The sequence below is a fragment of the Pseudomonas sp. Kh14 genome (genome assembly GCF_900291005.1).
GTDB lineage: Bacteria > Pseudomonadota > Gammaproteobacteria > Pseudomonadales > Pseudomonadaceae > Aquipseudomonas > Aquipseudomonas alloputida.
On sequence record NZ_OLKJ01000014.1, the window covers coordinates 81462 to 98340 of the forward strand.

Below are 16879 nucleotides of genomic sequence, written 5' to 3' on the forward strand. Positions count from 1 at the left end.
TGTTGTTATCGGATTACCGCTATGGGGTTACCACAGCGCCACGCTGTAGCTGACCAACAGCCTCACTTCATCCGCGTCACGGGCGAAGTTGGAGCGGAAGGTGGCGTTGCGCAGACGCACGGCGACGTTCTTCAACGGGCCGCTTTGTACCACGTACTTCAGTTCGGTGTTGCGTTCCCACTCTTTGCCTTCGCCACCGGCAGCACGGCTGACGTTGTCACCGCTGATGTAACGGGTCATGAAGGTCAGGCCCGGTACGCCGAGCGCGGCGAAGTTGTAGTCGTAGCGCGCCTGCCAGGAGCGTTCGTCGGCCCCGGCGAAGTCATTGATCTGGACGAAGTTGACCAGGTACGGGTCGGCGCCATCCACATACGGGAAGGCACTTTCGCCGGACAACTGCTGCCAGGCGGCGCTGACCTTGTGCCCGCCCAGGGCATAGCTGAGCATGCCGTTCACGGTGGTGTTGTCGATGTTGCCGGCCTTGGCTGCACCGGCGTCGTCGCTCATGGCAAGGCGCAGGTCGGCACCCAGGGTGCCCGGGCCCCATGGCTGTGTGGCGACCATGCCGATGAAGTGCTGGCGGTAAATATCGTCGAGCTGGGCGAAGTGGTAGCTGCCGGTGATGCGATCGGTGAACTGGTAGTCGAGCCCGCCCAGCGCCAGATTGTCAGCGCTGAAACTGCCACCGAAGCGGCCGTTCTTGTTGTTCAGCGCCAGGTCTTCCCAGTTGGTGTCGTTGCGGTCCTTGGCTTTGTCTATGCGGCCACCAGTGAAGGTCAGGCCCTTGATCTCCTTGGAGGTGAGCAGGCCGCCCTCGAAGGTTTGCGGCAGGATACGCCCGTCGTTGGGTTGCAGGGTTGGCAGTTCGGGGATCAGGGTGCCGATCTTGAGTTCAGTCTGGGAGATCTTCACCTTGCCGGTCAGGCCCAGCTTGGAGTATTCGTCAGCAGCCTTGCCGTCATCGTGGGTCGGCAGCAGGCCGCTGTCGGTACGGTCGGGGCTGGAGTCGAGCTTGATGCCGAGCATGCCCAATGCATCCAGGCCAAAGCCTACGGTGCCATCGGTGTAGCCAGACTCGAAATTGAGGATGAAGCCCTGGGCCCATTCATCGCGCTTGGATTGCTGCGCGCTGGTGCCGTCGCGGAAGTCGCGGTTGAAGTACATGTTGCGGGTTTCGAAGGTGGTCGTGCTGTCTTCGAAGAAGGCGGCCTGGCTCATCGGGGCGACACCGGCAAGCGCGAGGGCGCTGGCGATGGCCGAGGGGCGTGCGGTAAAGGAACGGGTAGGCGCGAACGCCTGCGGCTGCAATGACAGCATCGTCGATGACTCCGTTTATTGTTCTTATTCGTTGCACCTTGCTGGTGCTTTTTTCGGCGCGAAGGGCGACCGTGGTGCGATGCTAGGCAACGAACCTTTCGCTAACCTTTCAGCGTGAAAGGTTTGTCACGAGGGGCTTCACAGGCGTGGTGACAGCGGTACACTCCGCGCCACCGTCCCACCCGAGCAGGGAGAATCCGATGCGTGTGCTACTGGTCGAAGACCACCTGCAACTGGCCGAAAGCGTGGCCCTGGCCTTGAAAAGCCATGGCCTGACCGTGGATGTGCTGCATGACGGCGTGGCTGCCGACCTGGCGCTGGCCAGTGAGGAATACGCCGTGGCCGTGCTGGATGTCGGCCTGCCGCGCATGGACGGCTTTGAGGTACTGGCGCGCTTGCGAGGTCGCGGCAAGACCTTGCCGGTGCTAATGCTGACTGCGCGCAGTGACGTCAAGGACCGGGTCCATGGCCTGAACCTGGGCGCTGACGATTATCTGGCCAAGCCGTTTGAGCTGACCGAGCTGGAGGCGCGGGTCAAGGCCTTGCTGCGCCGCAGTGTGCTCGGTGGCGAGCGCCAGCAACGCTGTGGGCCGCTGGTGTATGACCTGGACACCCGGCGCTTCACCCTCGGTGACGACAACCTGACGCTGACCTCGCGCGAGCAGAGCGTGCTGGAAGCGCTGATCGCTCGCCCGGGCCGGGTGATGAGCAAGGAGCAGCTGGCTGCCCAGGTGTTTGGCCTGGACGAAGAGGCCAGCCCTGACGCCATCGAAATCTACATTCACCGGCTGCGCAAGAAGCTCGACGGGCACCCTGTGGCCATCGTCACCTTCCGCGGTCTGGGTTATTTGCTTGAGCACCGCGATGCGTGACAACGGCAGCCTGCGCGGGCGCTTGCTGGGTAATTTGGCGCTGTTGCTGGTGGTGCTGATGCTGGCCAGCGGCCTTAGCGCCTACTGGAATGGCCGCGAGGCCGCCGACACCGCCTACGACCGCACCCTGCTGGCTTCGGCGAGAACCATCGCCGCGGGCCTGTCGCAGCGCGATGGTTCGTTGAGCGCGGATGTGCCTTACGTGGCGCTGGACACGTTCGCCTATGACAGTGCGGGGCGCATTTACTATCAGGTGCTGGATATCAAGCAAAGGCTGATTTCTGGCTACGAGAACCTGCCGCCACCGCCGCCTGGCACGCCACGCACCGATGACTATCCGGCACTGGCACGGTTCTACAACGCCACTTACCTGGGCCAGGACGTTCGTGTGGTCAGCCTGCTGAAGCCGGTCAGCGAGCCGAACATGAACGGTATGGCAGAAATTCGCGTAGCCGAAACCGAGGAAGCGCGGGTGCGCATGGCCCGAGGGTTGATGGCCGATACCCTGCTGCGCCTGGGCATGCTGGCACTGGGGGCGTTGGTGATGGTGTGGTTTGCCGTGAGTGCCGCGTTGCGCCCGTTGGAGCGCCTGCGCACAGCGGTGGAGGAACGTCAGCCGGACGACTTGCGAGCGTTGCCGGTGGTACAGGTACAGCGCGAGCTGGGCCCGCTGGTGCGCGCCTTGAACCACTTTACCGAGCGCTTGCGCGGCCAGTTCGAGCGCCAGGCGCAGTTCATTGCCGACGCGGCCCACGAACTGCGAACGCCGCTGGCGGCGTTGAAGGCACGTGTCGAGCTGGGCTTGCGCTCGGCCGAGCCGCAGGAGTGGCGGCAGACCTTGGAGTCTGCCGCCCAGGGCACCGACAGGCTGACCCACCTGGCCAACCAGCTGTTGTCGCTGGCACGGGTCGAGAATGGTGCACGGGCGATTGCCGAAGGCGGTGCGCAGCGTCTGGACTTGAGCCAGCTGGCCCGCGAGCTGGGCATGGCCATGGCGCCTTTGGCGCACAAGCGCGGGGTGGCGTTGGCGCTGGAGGCCGAGGCGCCGGTGTGGCTGAAGGGGGAGCCGACATTGCTCAACGAGTTGTTGAGCAACCTGGTGGACAATGCCTTGGCGCATACGCCAGCGGGTGGCAATGTGATTTTGCGGGTAATGGCGCCGGCAGTGCTGGAAGTGGAAGACGACGGGCCAGGTATTCCCGAGGCCGAGCGCGAACGGGTGTTCGAGCGGTTCTACCGGCGAAGTGCGCAGGGCAGTGGGTTAGGGCTGGCGATCGTTGGCGAGATCTGTCGGGCGCACCTGGCGCAGGTGAGCCTGCATGATGGCGAGAAGGGCGGGTTGCGGGTGCGGGTGAGTTTTATTGCGGATTGAGGGTTTGCCTGGGTCGGCCGCTTTCGCGGGCTCACCTGCGAAAGGGCCCTGGCAGGCTGTTACAGCTCAGCGCAACATGCTCCGCGCCTCTAGCAGTTCATCGACCTCCAGCTCGGTGCCAAACGGCAGCCCCAGATGGCGGTAAGCCGGCAGCGCAGCCAAGGGGCGGTGGCGCCCGCGCTGACTGATGCAGCGGGCGATCTGCACGATGTCGATGTAATCGATCTTGTCAGTCTGGCGGTCCAGGTCATGAACCTGGCTCGGCAGGTTGACCAACTGCTCCGGAAACTCCCAGGCCTTGAGGATCTTGTCCCCCAGCACCGGCTGGAGTTGCTCGATCACGTAATGCAGGCAAACCGGGTCGGACAACAGTTCGTTGTGCTCTTCGGCATAGATGAGTACCGGCAGCGCGCCAATCTGGTTGACCAGCCCACCCAAGGTGGCCTGGTCAGGCTTGAGAGGTGTAAAGCGGCGGCAGATTTCGTAGCTGATGCCCGCCACTTCCAGGCTACTGGCCCAGATATCGCGCAGTTTCTGCTCGACGGCCGACGAGCGGGCATGAAAAATCTGCTCGATCACCAGGCCGATGGCCAGGTTGCAGCTGTAGTTGATGCCTAGCCGCGTGATGGCGGTATGCAGGTCGGTCACTTCGACCGCAGCACGCAGCAGTGGGCTGTTGACGACTTTGATCAGGCGCGCTGACAGGGCCGCGTCGCGGCCAATCACCTTGCTCAGGGCCGCTACGCTGATCTCGCTGTCTTCCGCTGCTTCACGGATGCTCAAGGCAACCTCGGGCAGGGTTGGCAGGACCAGGTCATCCTTTTCGATGGCGTCAAGCAATTGTGCTTGAACCAACTCGGCCAGCTTGTTCATGGGCATGTCTACCGCAGTGGTGGTGCGGCCCCGCCACAGGGGTGGGGCAGGCTGGTCAGCGCTGGATTTCCCGGTCGCGGTCCAGTTCGTAAGGCAGGGTCAGCACCTGCAGGCGCGGGCCTTCGAGGCTGCCCAGGTGCAGGTTGCCGTCTTCCACTGCCTCGGCGCTGAGCACCGCGAGCAGTTCGCAGCCCGTGCCGTTGCCGGCAGCAATGACCACTTCACCGACCGACGACCCATGGGTGGGTGAGAAAATCTCGGCGCCCGGGGCCGGAATGGCCTGCTGGTCCAGGGCCAGGCGGTACTGGCGGCGCTTGAGTTTGCCCAGGTACTGCATGCGGGCGACGATTTCCTGGCCGGTGTAGCAGCCTTTCTTGAAGCTGACGCCGTCGACGGCCTGCAGGTTGATCATCTGCGGGATGAACAGTTCACGGGTCGGGCCCATGACCTGGCCGATACCTGCGCGAATCTGGCCCAGCAGCCAGTCGTTTAGCGTGCCTTCGGGCAGCGCTGCGGCAAGGGCCTGGCGTACAGGCTCGGCGTCAGCCGCCGGCACCCACAGCTCAACCCGGCCGGCGGACACGGCGATCGCGATCAGCCCGTCATGGCGCACGGTGCTACCGGCGGCTGCGGGCACGAAAAGCCCCAGCGCCTGCAGTGCAGCGTCGCCACCTTGCAGGCCGAAGCGTGCCCATGCGGTGCTTTCGTCGGTCAGCGTGGCCTTGGAGAACACGGCGTATTTTTTCAGGTCGGCCAGTTGCGCGTCGAGCAGTTCACTGGCCATGGCCAGCAAGTAGCCGTTGCCTTCGGGCACTATGCGGAAGCTCGACTGCATGCGCCCCTTGACCATGCAGCGGGCGCCGAGGCTGGCGTGTTCCTGGCTGAGGTAGTTGATGTTGCAGGTCAGCTGGCCTTGCAGGAACTTGCCTGCATCGGAGCCGCGGACGGCGAGGATGCCCTCGTGGGACAGGGGGCAGAAGAAAGCGGAATCGGCCATGGGTCATCGCGGTGGCTAAAGACTGGCGGCCATCATAGAACGCCGGTAACAAAATAGGTAGGTGACTAGACCAACGCCCGGTGTCGCTTCGCGCGCCTGGCTGTATACTGGCGGCCCATTCGAGGAGGGCCCCATGGTCGAACAAACTGAACTCAACCGGCTTTTCTGGCACAGCCGCCGCGGCATGCTGGAACTGGACGTACTGCTGGTGCCTTTCACCCAGGAAGTCTACCCCACCCTCAATGAGACCGACCGTGAACTGTACGTGCGTCTCTTGAGCTGCGAGGATCAGGACATGTTCGGCTGGTTCATGGAGCGCACCGAGTCCGAAGACCCGGAACTGCAGCGCATGGTCCGCATCATTCTGGACCGTGTCCAGCCCAAGTGAGTGCTTCGAGTGCCGCTGGCAAGGCTCGCGCCTGCTGCTGGTGGCCTACCTGGCTTGTCAGGTACTGGCGTGGCTTGCCGTGTGGGCGAGCCCGCTGCCCGGGTGGCTGACCTTTTCGGTTGTCGCCGCCTGCACGGCCCACGCTGGCTGGGCCATTCCCCGACGTATCCTGTTGACCCATGAGCATGCTGTTGTCGGCCTGCGCCGTGATGTGCGGGGCTGGCAGGTATTCAGCCGTGCCTATGGGTGGCAGTCAGTGCGCTTGTGCCGGGACAGCGTGGCTTTGCCTGGGCTGGTGGTGTTGCGCTTTGAGCGGGCGGGGCGGTGGTTGGGGCAGAGCCAGTGCCTACCGCGGGATGCGCTGGGGCCGGATGAGCATCGGCGATTGCGCGTGCGATTGAAGTTCAGCCGGCGGCGCTGGGCTGCGGTGAGCCGGGCATAGATCAGGATCGGGTCAGTTTCTTCTTGGGCTCGCCCGCACCCACAGGTACTGCGCAATGCTGCACGGCAGTTAACCCCCTGTGGGAGCGGGCGAGCACGCGAAGGCCGCGACGCCCTTTTCAGAGCGGGCTGAGGATGGTGTCCTTGGCCTCGTCCAGCATCCCTGGATAGTCCAGTGTGTAATGCAACCCTCGGCTTTCCTTGCGCTGCATGGCGGACAGGATCATCAGTTCGGCCACTTGCGCCAGGTTGCGCAGCTCGATCAGGTCACGGCTGACCTTGTAGTTGCTGTAGAACTCGTCGATTTCATCCAGCAGCAGGCGAATGCGGTGCTGGGCCCGCTGCAGGCGCTTGCTGGTGCGCACGATGCCGACGTAGTCCCACATGAAGCGCCGCAGTTCGTCCCAGTTGTGCGCAATGATCACGTCCTCGTCCGAGTCGGTCACCTGGCTGGCGTCCCAGCCGGGCAAGGCTTTGGGCATGGCCACTTGCCCCAGGTGCGCCTGGATGTCGGCAGCGGCGGCGCGTCCGTACACAAAACATTCCAGCAGCGAGTTGCTGGCCATGCGGTTGGCGCCGTGCAGGCCGGTGAAACTGGTTTCGCCGATGGCATACAGGCCAGGTACGTCGGTGTGGCCGCAGTCGTCGACCATCACCCCGCCGCAGGTGTAATGCGCCGCTGGTACCACCGGGATCGGCTGGCGGGTGATATCGATGCCAAAGGCCAGGCAGCGCTCGTACACGGTGGGGAAGTGGCTCTTGATGAAATCTGCGGGCTTGTGAGTGATGTCCAGGTATACGCAGTCCACGCCCAGGCGCTTCATCTCGTGGTCGATGGCGCGGGCCACGATGTCCCGTGGGGCCAGCTCTTCGCGTGGGTCGAAGCGTGGCATGAAGCGTTCGCCGTTGGGCAGGCGCAGCAGGGCGCCCTCGCCGCGCAGGGCTTCGGTGATCAGGAAACTCTTGGCCTGCGGGTGATACAGGCAGGTCGGGTGGAACTGGTTGAACTCCAGGTTCGCCACCCGGCAACCGGCCCGCCAGGCCATGGCGATACCGTCGCCGCAGGCACCATCAGGATTGCTGGTATAGAGGTAAACCTTGGCCGCACCGCCAGTGGCCAGCACGGTGAAGCGCGCGCCGAAGGTGTCTACCTCGCCGGTGTTGCGGTCGAGCACGTAGGCGCCCAGGCAGCGTTCGCCGGGCAGGCCCAGGCGGCGTTCAGTGATCAGGTCGACCGCCACCCGCTGCTCCAGCAGCTGGATGTTCGGGCGCTGGCGAGCCTGTTCCAGCAGCGTGGTGAAGATTGCCGCGCCGGTAGCGTCGGCGGCGTGGATGATGCGCCGGTGGCTGTGGCCCCCTTCACGGGTGAGGTGGAACTCGAAGCCGCCATCGTCGACGCTGTAGTGCTCATCGCGGGTGAAGGGCACGCCTTGCTCGATCAGCCACTGGATCGCTTCGCGGCTGTGCTCGACGGTAAAGCGCACTGCGTCTTCATGGCACAGCCCGCCGCCGGCATTGAGGGTATCCTCGACATGCGACTGCACAGTATCGGTGTTGTCCAGCACTGCAGCGACGCCGCCCTGGGCCCAGAAGGTCGAGCCGTTGGCCAGGTCGCCCTTGCTCAGCACGGCAACGCGAAGGTGGCTGGGAAGGTTAAGTGCCAGGCTGAGACCGGCGGCACCGCTGCCGATCACCAGGACATCATGTTGGAATTGTTGGCTCATGTCGGGACACTAGTAATCTTTGGGAGGGGCACGGCACAATGGTCACGCGCGGATGGCATTGTGAAACTATCGTTAAACGTGTCGGGATGTCTTTATAGCAGCCCCGGGTGGCCCATTTCCATGCTACCTGCCAGGTTGCGACAACCTTTGTGGGAACTTTCCGACATGGCCGGAAATCCTATGAAGGCTGCCCGTACGCCACAATTTGCCGCGGCGACGCAGGGCGGCAGGCCTTTCCAGGCTTACCCCTGTGTATTTGAAACCTGATTATCGACGTAGCCGGCCGTGACCGCGCCGCGTCTTCCGTGCAAGCCGACCAAGGGCTGCAGGAAACTTGCTTGGAGGGGAGAACTTTTGCGCAAAGCCCGAGTCTATGGTTGCAAGCCTGAACGATGGCTGATGCAACGCTCCTTCGAGTTCACTGAGGAGTGTTCATGCTAACCCAGGAAGAGGATCAGCAGCTTGTAGAGCGCGTTCAGCGCGGCGACAGGCGAGCTTTCGATCTGTTGGTGCTGAAGTATCAGCACAAGATTCTCGGGTTGATCGTGCGGTTTGTCCACGATACCCACGAGGCCCAGGATGTAGCACAGGAAGCCTTCATCAAGGCCTACCGTGCGCTTGGCAACTTCCGCGGCGACAGTGCGTTTTATACGTGGCTGTACCGCATCGCCATCAACACGGCGAAGAACTACCTGGTGTCCCGTGGAAGACGGCCGCCAGACAGTGATGTGAGCTCCGAGGATGCGGAGTTTTACGACGGCGATCATGGCCTCAAGGATCTCGAGTCCCCAGAGCGCTCGTTGTTGCGGGATGAAATCGAAGGCACTGTCCATCGCACCATCCAGCAACTGCCCGAAGACCTGCGTACTGCATTGACGCTACGCGAGTTCGACGGGCTGAGTTACGAAGACATTGCCAGTGTCATGCAATGTCCGGTGGGTACCGTGCGCTCTCGAATCTTCCGCGCTCGGGAGGCCATAGATAAAGCCCTGCAGCCGTTGTTGCAGGAAACCTGAGACAGCGGCGACAGCGCCAAGAGAGGAACCGCCATGAGTCGTGAAGCTTTGCAGGAATCGCTGTCCGCGGTGATGGATAACGAAGCGGATGAACTGGAACTGCGTCGGGTGTTGAACGCCGTCGACGACGCCGAAACCCGTGCCACCTGGTCGCGTTACCAGGTTGCCCGTGCAGCCATGCACAAGGAGCTGCTGCTGCCTAACCTGGATATCGCCTCTGCGGTGTCCGCGGCGCTGGCCGACGAAGCCGTGCCAGCCAAGGTCAAGAAAGGCCCTTGGCGCAGCATTGGCCGTCTGGCGGTAGCCGCCTCGGTTACTGTTGCGGTACTGGCCGGTGTGCGTATGTACAACCAGGACGAGATCACGGGTGCAGAGCTTGCTGCCCAGCAGCCTGTCCAGCAGGGCCTGAGTGTGCCACAAGCGCAAGGCCCGGCCGTTTTGGCAGGCTATAGTGAAAGCAGTGAGCAACCGACCGGGCCAATGGCCAATGGCGTGCTGCAGAACCAGGCCGGCTGGGATCAGCGTCTGCCAGGCTACCTGCGCCAGCATGCCCAGGAATCTGCGCTCAAGGGCACTGAAACCGCCTTGCCGTATGCCCGCGCCGCCAGCCTGGAAAACCGTTAAGTAAGGAGGATCATGCGCGCGCTACCTCTCTTGTCGCTGCTGATTGGCAGCTGCATGACGGTGCCAGCATTGGCGGCCAATTCTTCGCCTGAGGCGAGTGAGTGGCTGAACAAGCTGGCACAGGCCGAGCAAAAACAGAGCTATCAAGGGTCGTTCGTCTACGAACGCAACGGCAGTTTCTCCTCCCACGACATCTGGCACAGGGTCGACGACGGCAAAGTCAGCGAGCGGCTGTTGCAGCTTGATGGCGCCGCCCAGGAAATCGTGCGCGTGGATGGCAAGGTGGAGTGTGTCAGCGGGGCCTTGGCCAGCGGTGTCACGGCGCCGCCGGATACTGCACCGCGTGTGCTTGATCCGCTGAAACTGATGGGTTGGTACAATTTGAGTGTGGCAGGCAAGTCACGGGTCGCCGGGCGCGATGCCGTGATCATTACGCTCACACCACGCGACCAGCATCGCTATGCATTCGAATTGCATCTGGACCGTCACTCGGGTTTGCCGCTGCGTTCGTTGATGCTCAACGACAAGGGGCAGTTGCTGGAACGCTTCCAGATGACCCGTCTCGATACCGATGAAATACCCAGCGATGCAGACTTGCGCCCAGGTGCCGCCTGCAAGCCAGTGCAGCATGTGGCAGCCGGCAGCAATGATACCGTCGCGGGTTGGCGTTCGGACTGGCTGCCACCCGGTTTCGAGCTGGTCAACAGCTCGGTACGCCGTGATCCCAAGCGCAACAGTTCGGTCAGCAGCCTGATGTATGACGACGGCCTGGCGCGTTTTTCGGTGTTCATCGAGCAAGTGAGCGATGATGGCGGCACCGACATGCGTACCCAGCTAGGCCCGACCTCGGCAGTCTCGCGTCGCCTGAATACACCCAAGGGCAAAGTGATGGTGACCGTAGTTGGCGAAGTTCCGCTGGGTACGGCAGAACGCGTCGCCCTGTCGATGCGCCCCCAGGATGCCCAGGCGCGCCAGTAATGGCGCGCTTTTGCGTGCCGAGCCAAGGCAGGTGGGCATACGCCTGAAATGAAATTAAAGCATTGTCATTTGCAATCCATCGGCAAATTTTCTATAGGTCAGGCTTTGAAGAGCCTGGCCTTTTCTGCGTTGTGCAGGGGTCTTTCCAAACTACCGCTCGTTGTGACGGGAGTCGTATGTCAATACCACGCTTGAAATCCTACCTAATGATGTTCGCCGCTGTGCTGATGCTCGGCCAAGTACTCACCGCCCAGGCCGAGGAAGCCCTGCCGGACTTCACCACCCTGGTGGAGCAGGCTTCGCCGGCGGTGGTCAACATCAGTACCAAGCAGAAACTGCCTGACCGCCGGATCGCCGCAAACCAGATGCCGGATCTGGAAGGCCTGCCGCCGATGTTCCGCGAGTTCTTCGAGCGCAACATGCCCCAGCAGCCGCGTTCGCCGCGCGGCGACCGCCAGCGCGAGGCGCAGTCGCTGGGCTCGGGCTTCATCATTTCCAGTGATGGCTACGTGCTCACCAATAACCATGTAGTGGCCGATGCCGACGAGATCATCGTCCGCCTGTCGGACCGCAGCGAGCTGCAGGCCAAGCTGGTCGGTACTGACCCGCGCACTGACGTGGCGCTGCTGAAAGTCGAGGGCAAGAACCTGCCGACGGTGAAGCTGGGTGACTCCGAGAAGCTCAAGGTGGGCGAGTGGGTGCTGGCCATCGGTTCGCCGTTCGGCTTCGACCATTCGGTGACCAAAGGTATCGTCAGCGCCAAGGGCCGGACCCTGCCCAATGACACCTACGTACCGTTCATCCAGACCGACGTGGCCATCAACCCGGGTAACTCCGGCGGCCCGCTGTTCAACATGAAAGGCGAAGTGGTGGGGATCAACTCGCAGATCTTCACCCGTTCTGGCGGTTTCATGGGCCTGTCGTTCGCCATCCCGATCGATGTGGCGATCGATGTCTCCAACCAGCTGAAGAAAGACGGCAAGGTCAGCCGCGGCTGGCTGGGCGTGGTGATTCAGGAGGTCAACAAGGACCTGGCTGAATCGTTCGGCCTGGACAAGCCGGCGGGCGCCCTGGTGGCCCAGGTGCTGGAAAACGGCCCGGCAGCCAAAGGCGGCCTGCAGGTGGGCGACGTGATCCTTAGCATGAACGGCCAGCCAATCGTCATGTCGGCCGATCTGCCGCACTTGGTAGGCGGCCTCAAGGATGGCGAGAAGGCCAAGCTGGAAATCATTCGCAATGGCAAGCGCCAGAACCTGGACATCAGCGTCGGCGCGCTGCCGGATGACGACGTTGACATTGGCGCTGGCACCGAAGGCAGCGCCGAGCGCAGCAGCAACCGCCTGGGTGTCTCGGTCGCCGACCTGACCGCCGAGCAGAAAAAATCCCTGGAGCTCAAAGGTGGTGTGGTCATCAAGGAAGTGCAGGATGGTCCGGCAGCCATGATCGGCTTGCGCCCGGGTGATGTCATCAGCCATCTGAACAACCAGGCCATCGGTTCGGCCAAGGAATTCACCGAAATCGCCAAGGAACTGCCGAAGAACCGTTCCGTGTCGATGCGCGTACTGCGTCAGGGCCGTGCCAGCTTCATCACCTTCAAGCTTGCTGAATAAGCGGTTTCGCAAGGCGAAAGGGCAGCTTCGGCTGCCCTTTTTCATGAATATTCACAATTGCGGGAATGATTGCTGTGTACAGTCGGACAGAGGAATCTCCCATAACCCAGCAGCTTAAGGTACAATTCCCGGCTATTTTTCGGCGGGCGTCCGGCTCGCAGCCTTTTCGAGTGTTGACCCGTGAGTGATTTGAGTCATATCCGCAATTTCTCCATCATCGCCCACATCGACCATGGCAAGTCGACGCTGGCTGACCGTTTCATCCAGATGTGCGGTGGCCTGTCGGCGCGCGAGATGGAAGCCCAGGTGCTCGATTCCATGGACCTGGAGCGTGAGCGCGGTATCACCATCAAGGCCCACAGCGTCACGCTTCACTACAAGGCGCAGGACGGCAAGACCTACCAGCTGAACTTCATCGACACGCCCGGCCACGTCGACTTCACCTACGAAGTCTCGCGCTCGCTGGCGGCCTGTGAGGGGGCACTGCTGGTGGTTGACGCCGGCCAGGGCGTGGAGGCCCAGTCCGTAGCCAACTGCTACACCGCCATCGAGCAGGGCCTGGAGGTCATGCCGGTCCTGAACAAGATGGACCTGCCCCAGGCCGACCCGGACCGCGTCAAGGACGAGATCGAGAAGATCATCGGTATCGATGCCACCGACGCCGTGGCCTGCAGCGCCAAGAGCGGTATGGGCGTTGACGAGGTGCTCGAGCGCCTGGTGCACACCATCCCCGCGCCAGAAGGTGAGATCGATGCACCGCTGCAAGCGCTGATCATCGACTCCTGGTTCGACAATTACCTGGGTGTGGTCTCGCTGGTGCGCGTGCGCCAGGGCCGCGTCAAGAAAGGCGACAAGATCCTGGTCAAGTCCACCGGCAAGGTGCACCTGGTCGACAGCGTCGGTGTCTTCACCCCGAAACACACCCAGACTGCTGATCTGAAAGCCGGCGAAGTAGGCTTCATCATCGCCAGCATCAAGGACATCCACGGTGCCCCGGTTGGCGACACCCTGACCCTGTCCTCGACCCCTGAAGTCGAGGTGTTGCCAGGCTTCAAGAAGATCCAGCCGCAGGTCTATGCCGGCCTGTTCCCGGTCAGTTCCGACGACTTCGAGGATTTCCGCGACGCTCTGCAGAAGCTGACCCTGAACGACTCCTCGCTGCAGTACATGCCTGAAAGCTCCGACGCGCTGGGCTTTGGCTTCCGTTGCGGTTTCCTGGGCATGTTGCACATGGAGATCATCCAGGAGCGCCTGGAGCGCGAATACGACCTGGACCTGATCACCACCGCACCCAGCGTGATCTACGAGCTGGAGTTGAAAACCGGCGAAACCATTGTTGTCGACAACCCGTCCAAGCTGCCGGACGTCTCGGCTGTAGCCGACTTCCGCGAGCCGATCGTCACCGCGACCATCCTGGTTCCGCAGGAGCACCTGGGCAACGTCATCACCCTGTGCATCGAGAAGCGTGGCGTACAGCGCGACATGCAGTTCCTCGGCAGTCAGGTGCAGGTGCGTTACGACATGCCGATGAACGAAGTGGTGCTCGATTTCTTCGACCGCCTCAAATCCACCAGCCGCGGCTATGCTTCGCTGGATTATCATTTCGATCGCTACCAGTCGGCCAACCTGGTCAAGCTGGACGTGCTGATCAACGGCGACAAGGTCGATGCCCTGGCATTGATCGTGCACCGCGACAACGCGGCCTACAAAGGCCGTGCGTTGACCGAGAAGATGAAGGAACTGATCCCTCGGCAGATGTTCGACGTAGCGATCCAGGCAGCCATTGGCGGCCAGATCATTGCGCGGACAACCGTCAAGGCGCTCAGAAAGAACGTACTGGCCAAGTGCTACGGCGGTGACGTCAGCCGTAAGAAGAAGCTGCTGGAGAAGCAGAAGGCCGGTAAGAAACGCATGAAACAGGTGGGCAATGTGGAAATTCCACAAGAAGCCTTCCTCGCCGTGCTCAGGTTGGATAGCTAGGTCCTATGTCGCTAAATTTCCCGCTGTTGCTGGTCATCGCCGTCTTCATCTGCGGTCTGCTGGGCTTGATCGACCTGCTGTTCCTGGCCCCGCGCCGGCGTGCGGCAATCGCCAACTATCAGGGCAGCGTCAGCCAGCCTGAGATGGCGGTGGTCGAACGGCTGAACAAGGAGCCGTTGCTGGTCGAGTACGGCAAGTCGTTCTTCCCGGTGCTGTTCATCGTGCTGGTGCTGCGTTCGTTCCTGGTCGAGCCGTTCCAGATTCCTTCGGGATCGATGAAACCGACCCTGGAAGTGGGCGACTTCATCCTGGTGAACAAATTCTCGTACGGCATTCGCCTGCCGGTGATCGACAAGAAGGTCATCGAGGTCGGTGACCCGCAACGCGGGGATGTGATGGTGTTCCGTTACCCGAGCGACCCGAATGTCAACTACATCAAGCGTGTGGTTGGCCTGCCGGGCGACGTGGTCCGCTACACCAACGACAAGCGGCTGTTCGTCAACGGCCAGCCCGTTGCCGAACAACTGGTGGGCAGCGAGCCGGGTACCCTGGGCAGTGCTCAGCTGTACAAGGAAAAGCTCGGCGCGGCCGAACACCTGATCCGCAAGGAAATGAGCCGTTATCGCATGCCGCCGGACCAGCAGTGGACCGTACCTGCGGGCCATTACTTCATGATGGGCGACAACCGCGACAACTCCAACGATAGCCGTTTCTGGGATGACCCGAACATTCCCAAGGAACTGCACGGCATGGTTCCGGACCGGAACATTGTCGGCAAGGCCTTCGCGGTGTGGATGAGCTGGCCAGAGCCCAAACTCAGCCACTTGCCCAACCTGTCGCGGGTTGGCCTGATCCATTGATACCCATCGGCGCTGTCCAGCAGACAGCGCCGAATGCATTTCTGACATAGGCTGTGTTCTCAGGGATCGGGAGATTCGCCGCAAATCGATCGGCGGACCACAGCCAAACAGTCTTTCAGGATGTTGATTTGAACAACGCGTTGAACAACGATCGGGTGGCCGCATGAGTGCTTCCCTTGCCGGTCTGGAGCGAAAGCTCGGTTACACCTTCAAGAACCAGGACCAGATGCTCCTGGCGCTGACCCATCGCAGTTACGCCGGGCGCAACAATGAGCGCCTGGAGTTCCTCGGTGACGCCATTCTCAACTTCGTTGCCGGCGAAGCGCTGTTCGAGCGTTTTCCGCAGGCCCGCGAAGGCCAGTTGTCGCGGCTGCGTGCGCGGTTGGTCAAGGGTGAGACCCTGGCCCGTCTGGCCCGTGGTTTTGACCTGGGCGATTACCTGCGCCTGGGTTCTGGAGAACTAAAGAGCGGCGGCTTTCGCCGCGAGTCGATCCTGGCCGACGCCCTGGAGGCACTGATTGGTGCCATCTACCTGGACGCCGACATGGACACCGCCCGGGAGCGCATCCTGGCCTGGCTGGCCGATGAGTTCGAAGGCCTGACACTGGTCGACACCAATAAAGATCCGAAAACCCGCCTGCAAGAGTTCCTGCAGTCGCGCAGCTGTGAGCTGCCGCGTTACGAAGTCGTGGATATCCAGGGTGAACCACACTGCCGGACCTTCTTCGTCGAATGCGAAGTGGTACTGCTGAACAACAAGAGCCGTGGTCAAGGCGTTAGCCGGCGTATTGCCGAGCAAGTCGCCGCCGCGTCTGCACTGATCGCCCTGGGCGTGGAGAATGGCAATGACTGATAGCAACCCGACCCGCTGCGGCTACGTAGCCATTGTCGGCCGTCCCAACGTCGGCAAGTCGACCCTGCTCAACCACATCCTGGGCCAGAAGCTGGCGATTACCTCGCGCAAGCCGCAGACCACCCGCCACAACATGCTCGGCATCAAGACCGAAGGTGATGTGCAGGCCATCTACGTCGATACCCCCGGTATGCACAAGGCCAACGACAAGGCCCTGAACCGTTACATGAACCGCAACGCCTCCGCTGCCCTCAAGGACGTCGACGTGGTTATCTTCGTGGTCGACCGTACCAAGTGGACCGACGAGGACCAACTGGTTCTGGAGCGCGTGCAGTATGTCACCGGCCCGCTGATCATCGCGGTCAACAAGACCGACCGCATGGAAGAGAAAGCCGAGCTGATCCCGCACCTGCAGTGGCTGCAAGAGCAACTGCCGAACGCCGAGGTGATGCCGATTTCCGCACAGCAGGGGCACAACCTTGAAGCGCTGGAAGCACAGATCGCCAAGCACCTGCCCGAGAACGATCATTTCTTCCCCGAAGACCAGATCACCGACCGTAGCAGCCGCTTCCTGGCCGCTGAACTGGTACGCGAGAAGATCATGCGTCAGCTGGGCGCGGAGTTGCCGTACCAGATCACCGTGGAGATCGAGGAGTTCAAGCAGCAGGGCCATGTGCTGCACATTCACGCGTTGATCCTGGTTGAACGCGATGGCCAGAAGAAAATCATCATTGGTGACAAGGGCGAGCGCATCAAGCGCATCGGTTCCGAGGCGCGCAAGGACATGGAAGTGCTGTTCGATTCCAAGGTCATGCTCAACCTGTGGGTCAAGGTAAAGGGCGGCTGGTCCGACGACGAGCGCGCACTGCGTTCGCTGGGCTACGGCGACCTGTAAGCCGCGCGCTGGTCCCTGTAGGAGCGGCCTTGTGTCGCGTTAGGGCTGCGCAGCAGCCCCGGCGATTTATGCTGCGAAG

At 62.1% G+C, this 16879-nt stretch carries 16 protein-coding genes; 12 read left to right on the forward strand and 4 right to left on the reverse strand.

Annotated elements, in window-relative coordinates; all coding sequences use genetic code 11:
* Positions 1–27 precede the first annotated feature (27 nt).
* The gene (locus tag FQ668_RS06555; protein WP_014592222.1) at positions 28–1317 is read right to left on the reverse strand and encodes an OprD family porin; all 1290 of its coding nucleotides are present in this window, start codon (positions 1315–1317) and stop codon (positions 28–30) included.
* A 200-nt stretch (positions 1318–1517) separates the two neighbouring features.
* On the opposite strand from FQ668_RS06555, the gene FQ668_RS06560 reads away from it, so the two are divergent.
* Positions 1518–2189 carry a response regulator gene (locus tag FQ668_RS06560; RefSeq protein WP_010952527.1) on the forward strand — a complete coding sequence of 224 codons (672 nt, stop codon included), beginning with the start codon at positions 1518–1520 and terminating at the stop codon, positions 2187–2189.
* A complete protein-coding gene (locus tag FQ668_RS06565; RefSeq protein ID WP_014592221.1) occupies positions 2182–3561 on the forward strand; it encodes a sensor histidine kinase in 1380 nt (459 codons plus the stop codon). The genes FQ668_RS06560 and FQ668_RS06565 overlap by 8 nt, the downstream gene beginning before the upstream one ends.
* Before the next feature lie 66 nt (positions 3562–3627).
* On the opposite strand, the gene FQ668_RS06570 is transcribed toward FQ668_RS06565, so the two are convergent.
* Together FQ668_RS06570 and FQ668_RS06575 are read right to left on the reverse strand one after the other, a co-directional pair.
* On the reverse strand, positions 3628–4434 hold the full coding sequence (locus tag FQ668_RS06570) for an HDOD domain-containing protein (protein WP_026031798.1): 807 nt from the start codon (positions 4432–4434) through the stop codon (positions 3628–3630).
* Between the two features lie 55 nt (positions 4435–4489).
* On the reverse strand, positions 4490–5431 hold the full coding sequence (locus FQ668_RS06575; protein ID WP_019436555.1) for a folate-binding protein YgfZ: 942 nt from the start codon (positions 5429–5431) through the stop codon (positions 4490–4492).
* Between the two features lie 133 nt (positions 5432–5564).
* On the opposite strand from FQ668_RS06575, the gene FQ668_RS06580 reads away from it, so the two are divergent.
* Both FQ668_RS06580 and FQ668_RS06585 read left to right on the forward strand, forming a co-directional pair.
* Complete coding sequence (locus tag FQ668_RS06580) at positions 5565–5819, forward strand: succinate dehydrogenase assembly factor 2 (protein WP_003252043.1); 255 nt, start codon at positions 5565–5567, stop codon at positions 5817–5819.
* Complete coding sequence (locus FQ668_RS06585; RefSeq protein WP_119713331.1) at positions 5803–6261, forward strand: protein YgfX; 459 nt, start codon at positions 5803–5805, stop codon at positions 6259–6261. The genes FQ668_RS06580 and FQ668_RS06585 overlap by 17 nt, the downstream gene beginning before the upstream one ends.
* A gap of 118 nt (positions 6262–6379) precedes the next feature.
* Here the strand turns inward: FQ668_RS06585 and nadB are convergent, their stop codons facing one another.
* Entirely contained in the window at positions 6380–7984 is a 1605-nt protein-coding gene (gene nadB, locus FQ668_RS06590) for an L-aspartate oxidase (protein WP_019436554.1), read from the reverse strand.
* Between the two features lie 434 nt (positions 7985–8418).
* Between nadB and rpoE the strand changes: the two genes are divergently transcribed.
* From rpoE to era, 8 genes are all read left to right on the forward strand, one after another.
* Entirely contained in the window at positions 8419–9000 is a 582-nt protein-coding gene (rpoE, locus tag FQ668_RS06595) for an RNA polymerase sigma factor RpoE (protein ID WP_003252049.1), read from the forward strand.
* 33 nt (positions 9001–9033) lie between these two features.
* The gene (locus FQ668_RS06600; RefSeq protein ID WP_003252050.1) at positions 9034–9624 is read left to right on the forward strand and encodes a sigma-E factor negative regulatory protein; all 591 of its coding nucleotides are present in this window, start codon (positions 9034–9036) and stop codon (positions 9622–9624) included.
* Between the two features lie 12 nt (positions 9625–9636).
* Positions 9637–10602, forward strand: a complete 966-nt coding sequence (locus FQ668_RS06605; protein ID WP_014592215.1) for a MucB/RseB C-terminal domain-containing protein — start codon at positions 9637–9639, stop codon at positions 10600–10602.
* Positions 10603–10778: 176 nt separating this feature from the next.
* Positions 10779–12212 (forward strand): DegQ family serine endoprotease, encoded by a 1434-nt coding sequence (locus tag FQ668_RS06610; protein WP_019436553.1) that lies wholly within the window; start codon positions 10779–10781, stop codon positions 12210–12212.
* Positions 12213–12392: 180 nt separating this feature from the next.
* A complete protein-coding gene (gene lepA, locus FQ668_RS06615) occupies positions 12393–14192 on the forward strand; it encodes a translation elongation factor 4 (protein ID WP_010952535.1) in 1800 nt (599 codons plus the stop codon).
* Positions 14193–14197: 5 nt separating this feature from the next.
* Positions 14198–15052, forward strand: coding sequence for a signal peptidase I (gene lepB, locus FQ668_RS06620; RefSeq protein WP_003252057.1), 855 nt, complete (start codon positions 14198–14200; stop codon positions 15050–15052).
* Between the two features lie 163 nt (positions 15053–15215).
* A complete protein-coding gene (rnc, locus tag FQ668_RS06625; protein ID WP_003252059.1) occupies positions 15216–15905 on the forward strand; it encodes a ribonuclease III in 690 nt (229 codons plus the stop codon).
* On the forward strand, positions 15898–16800 hold the full coding sequence (gene era / locus FQ668_RS06630) for a GTPase Era (protein WP_003252061.1): 903 nt from the start codon (positions 15898–15900) through the stop codon (positions 16798–16800). The genes rnc and era overlap by 8 nt, the downstream gene beginning before the upstream one ends.
* Positions 16801–16879: the final 79 nt, after the last annotated feature.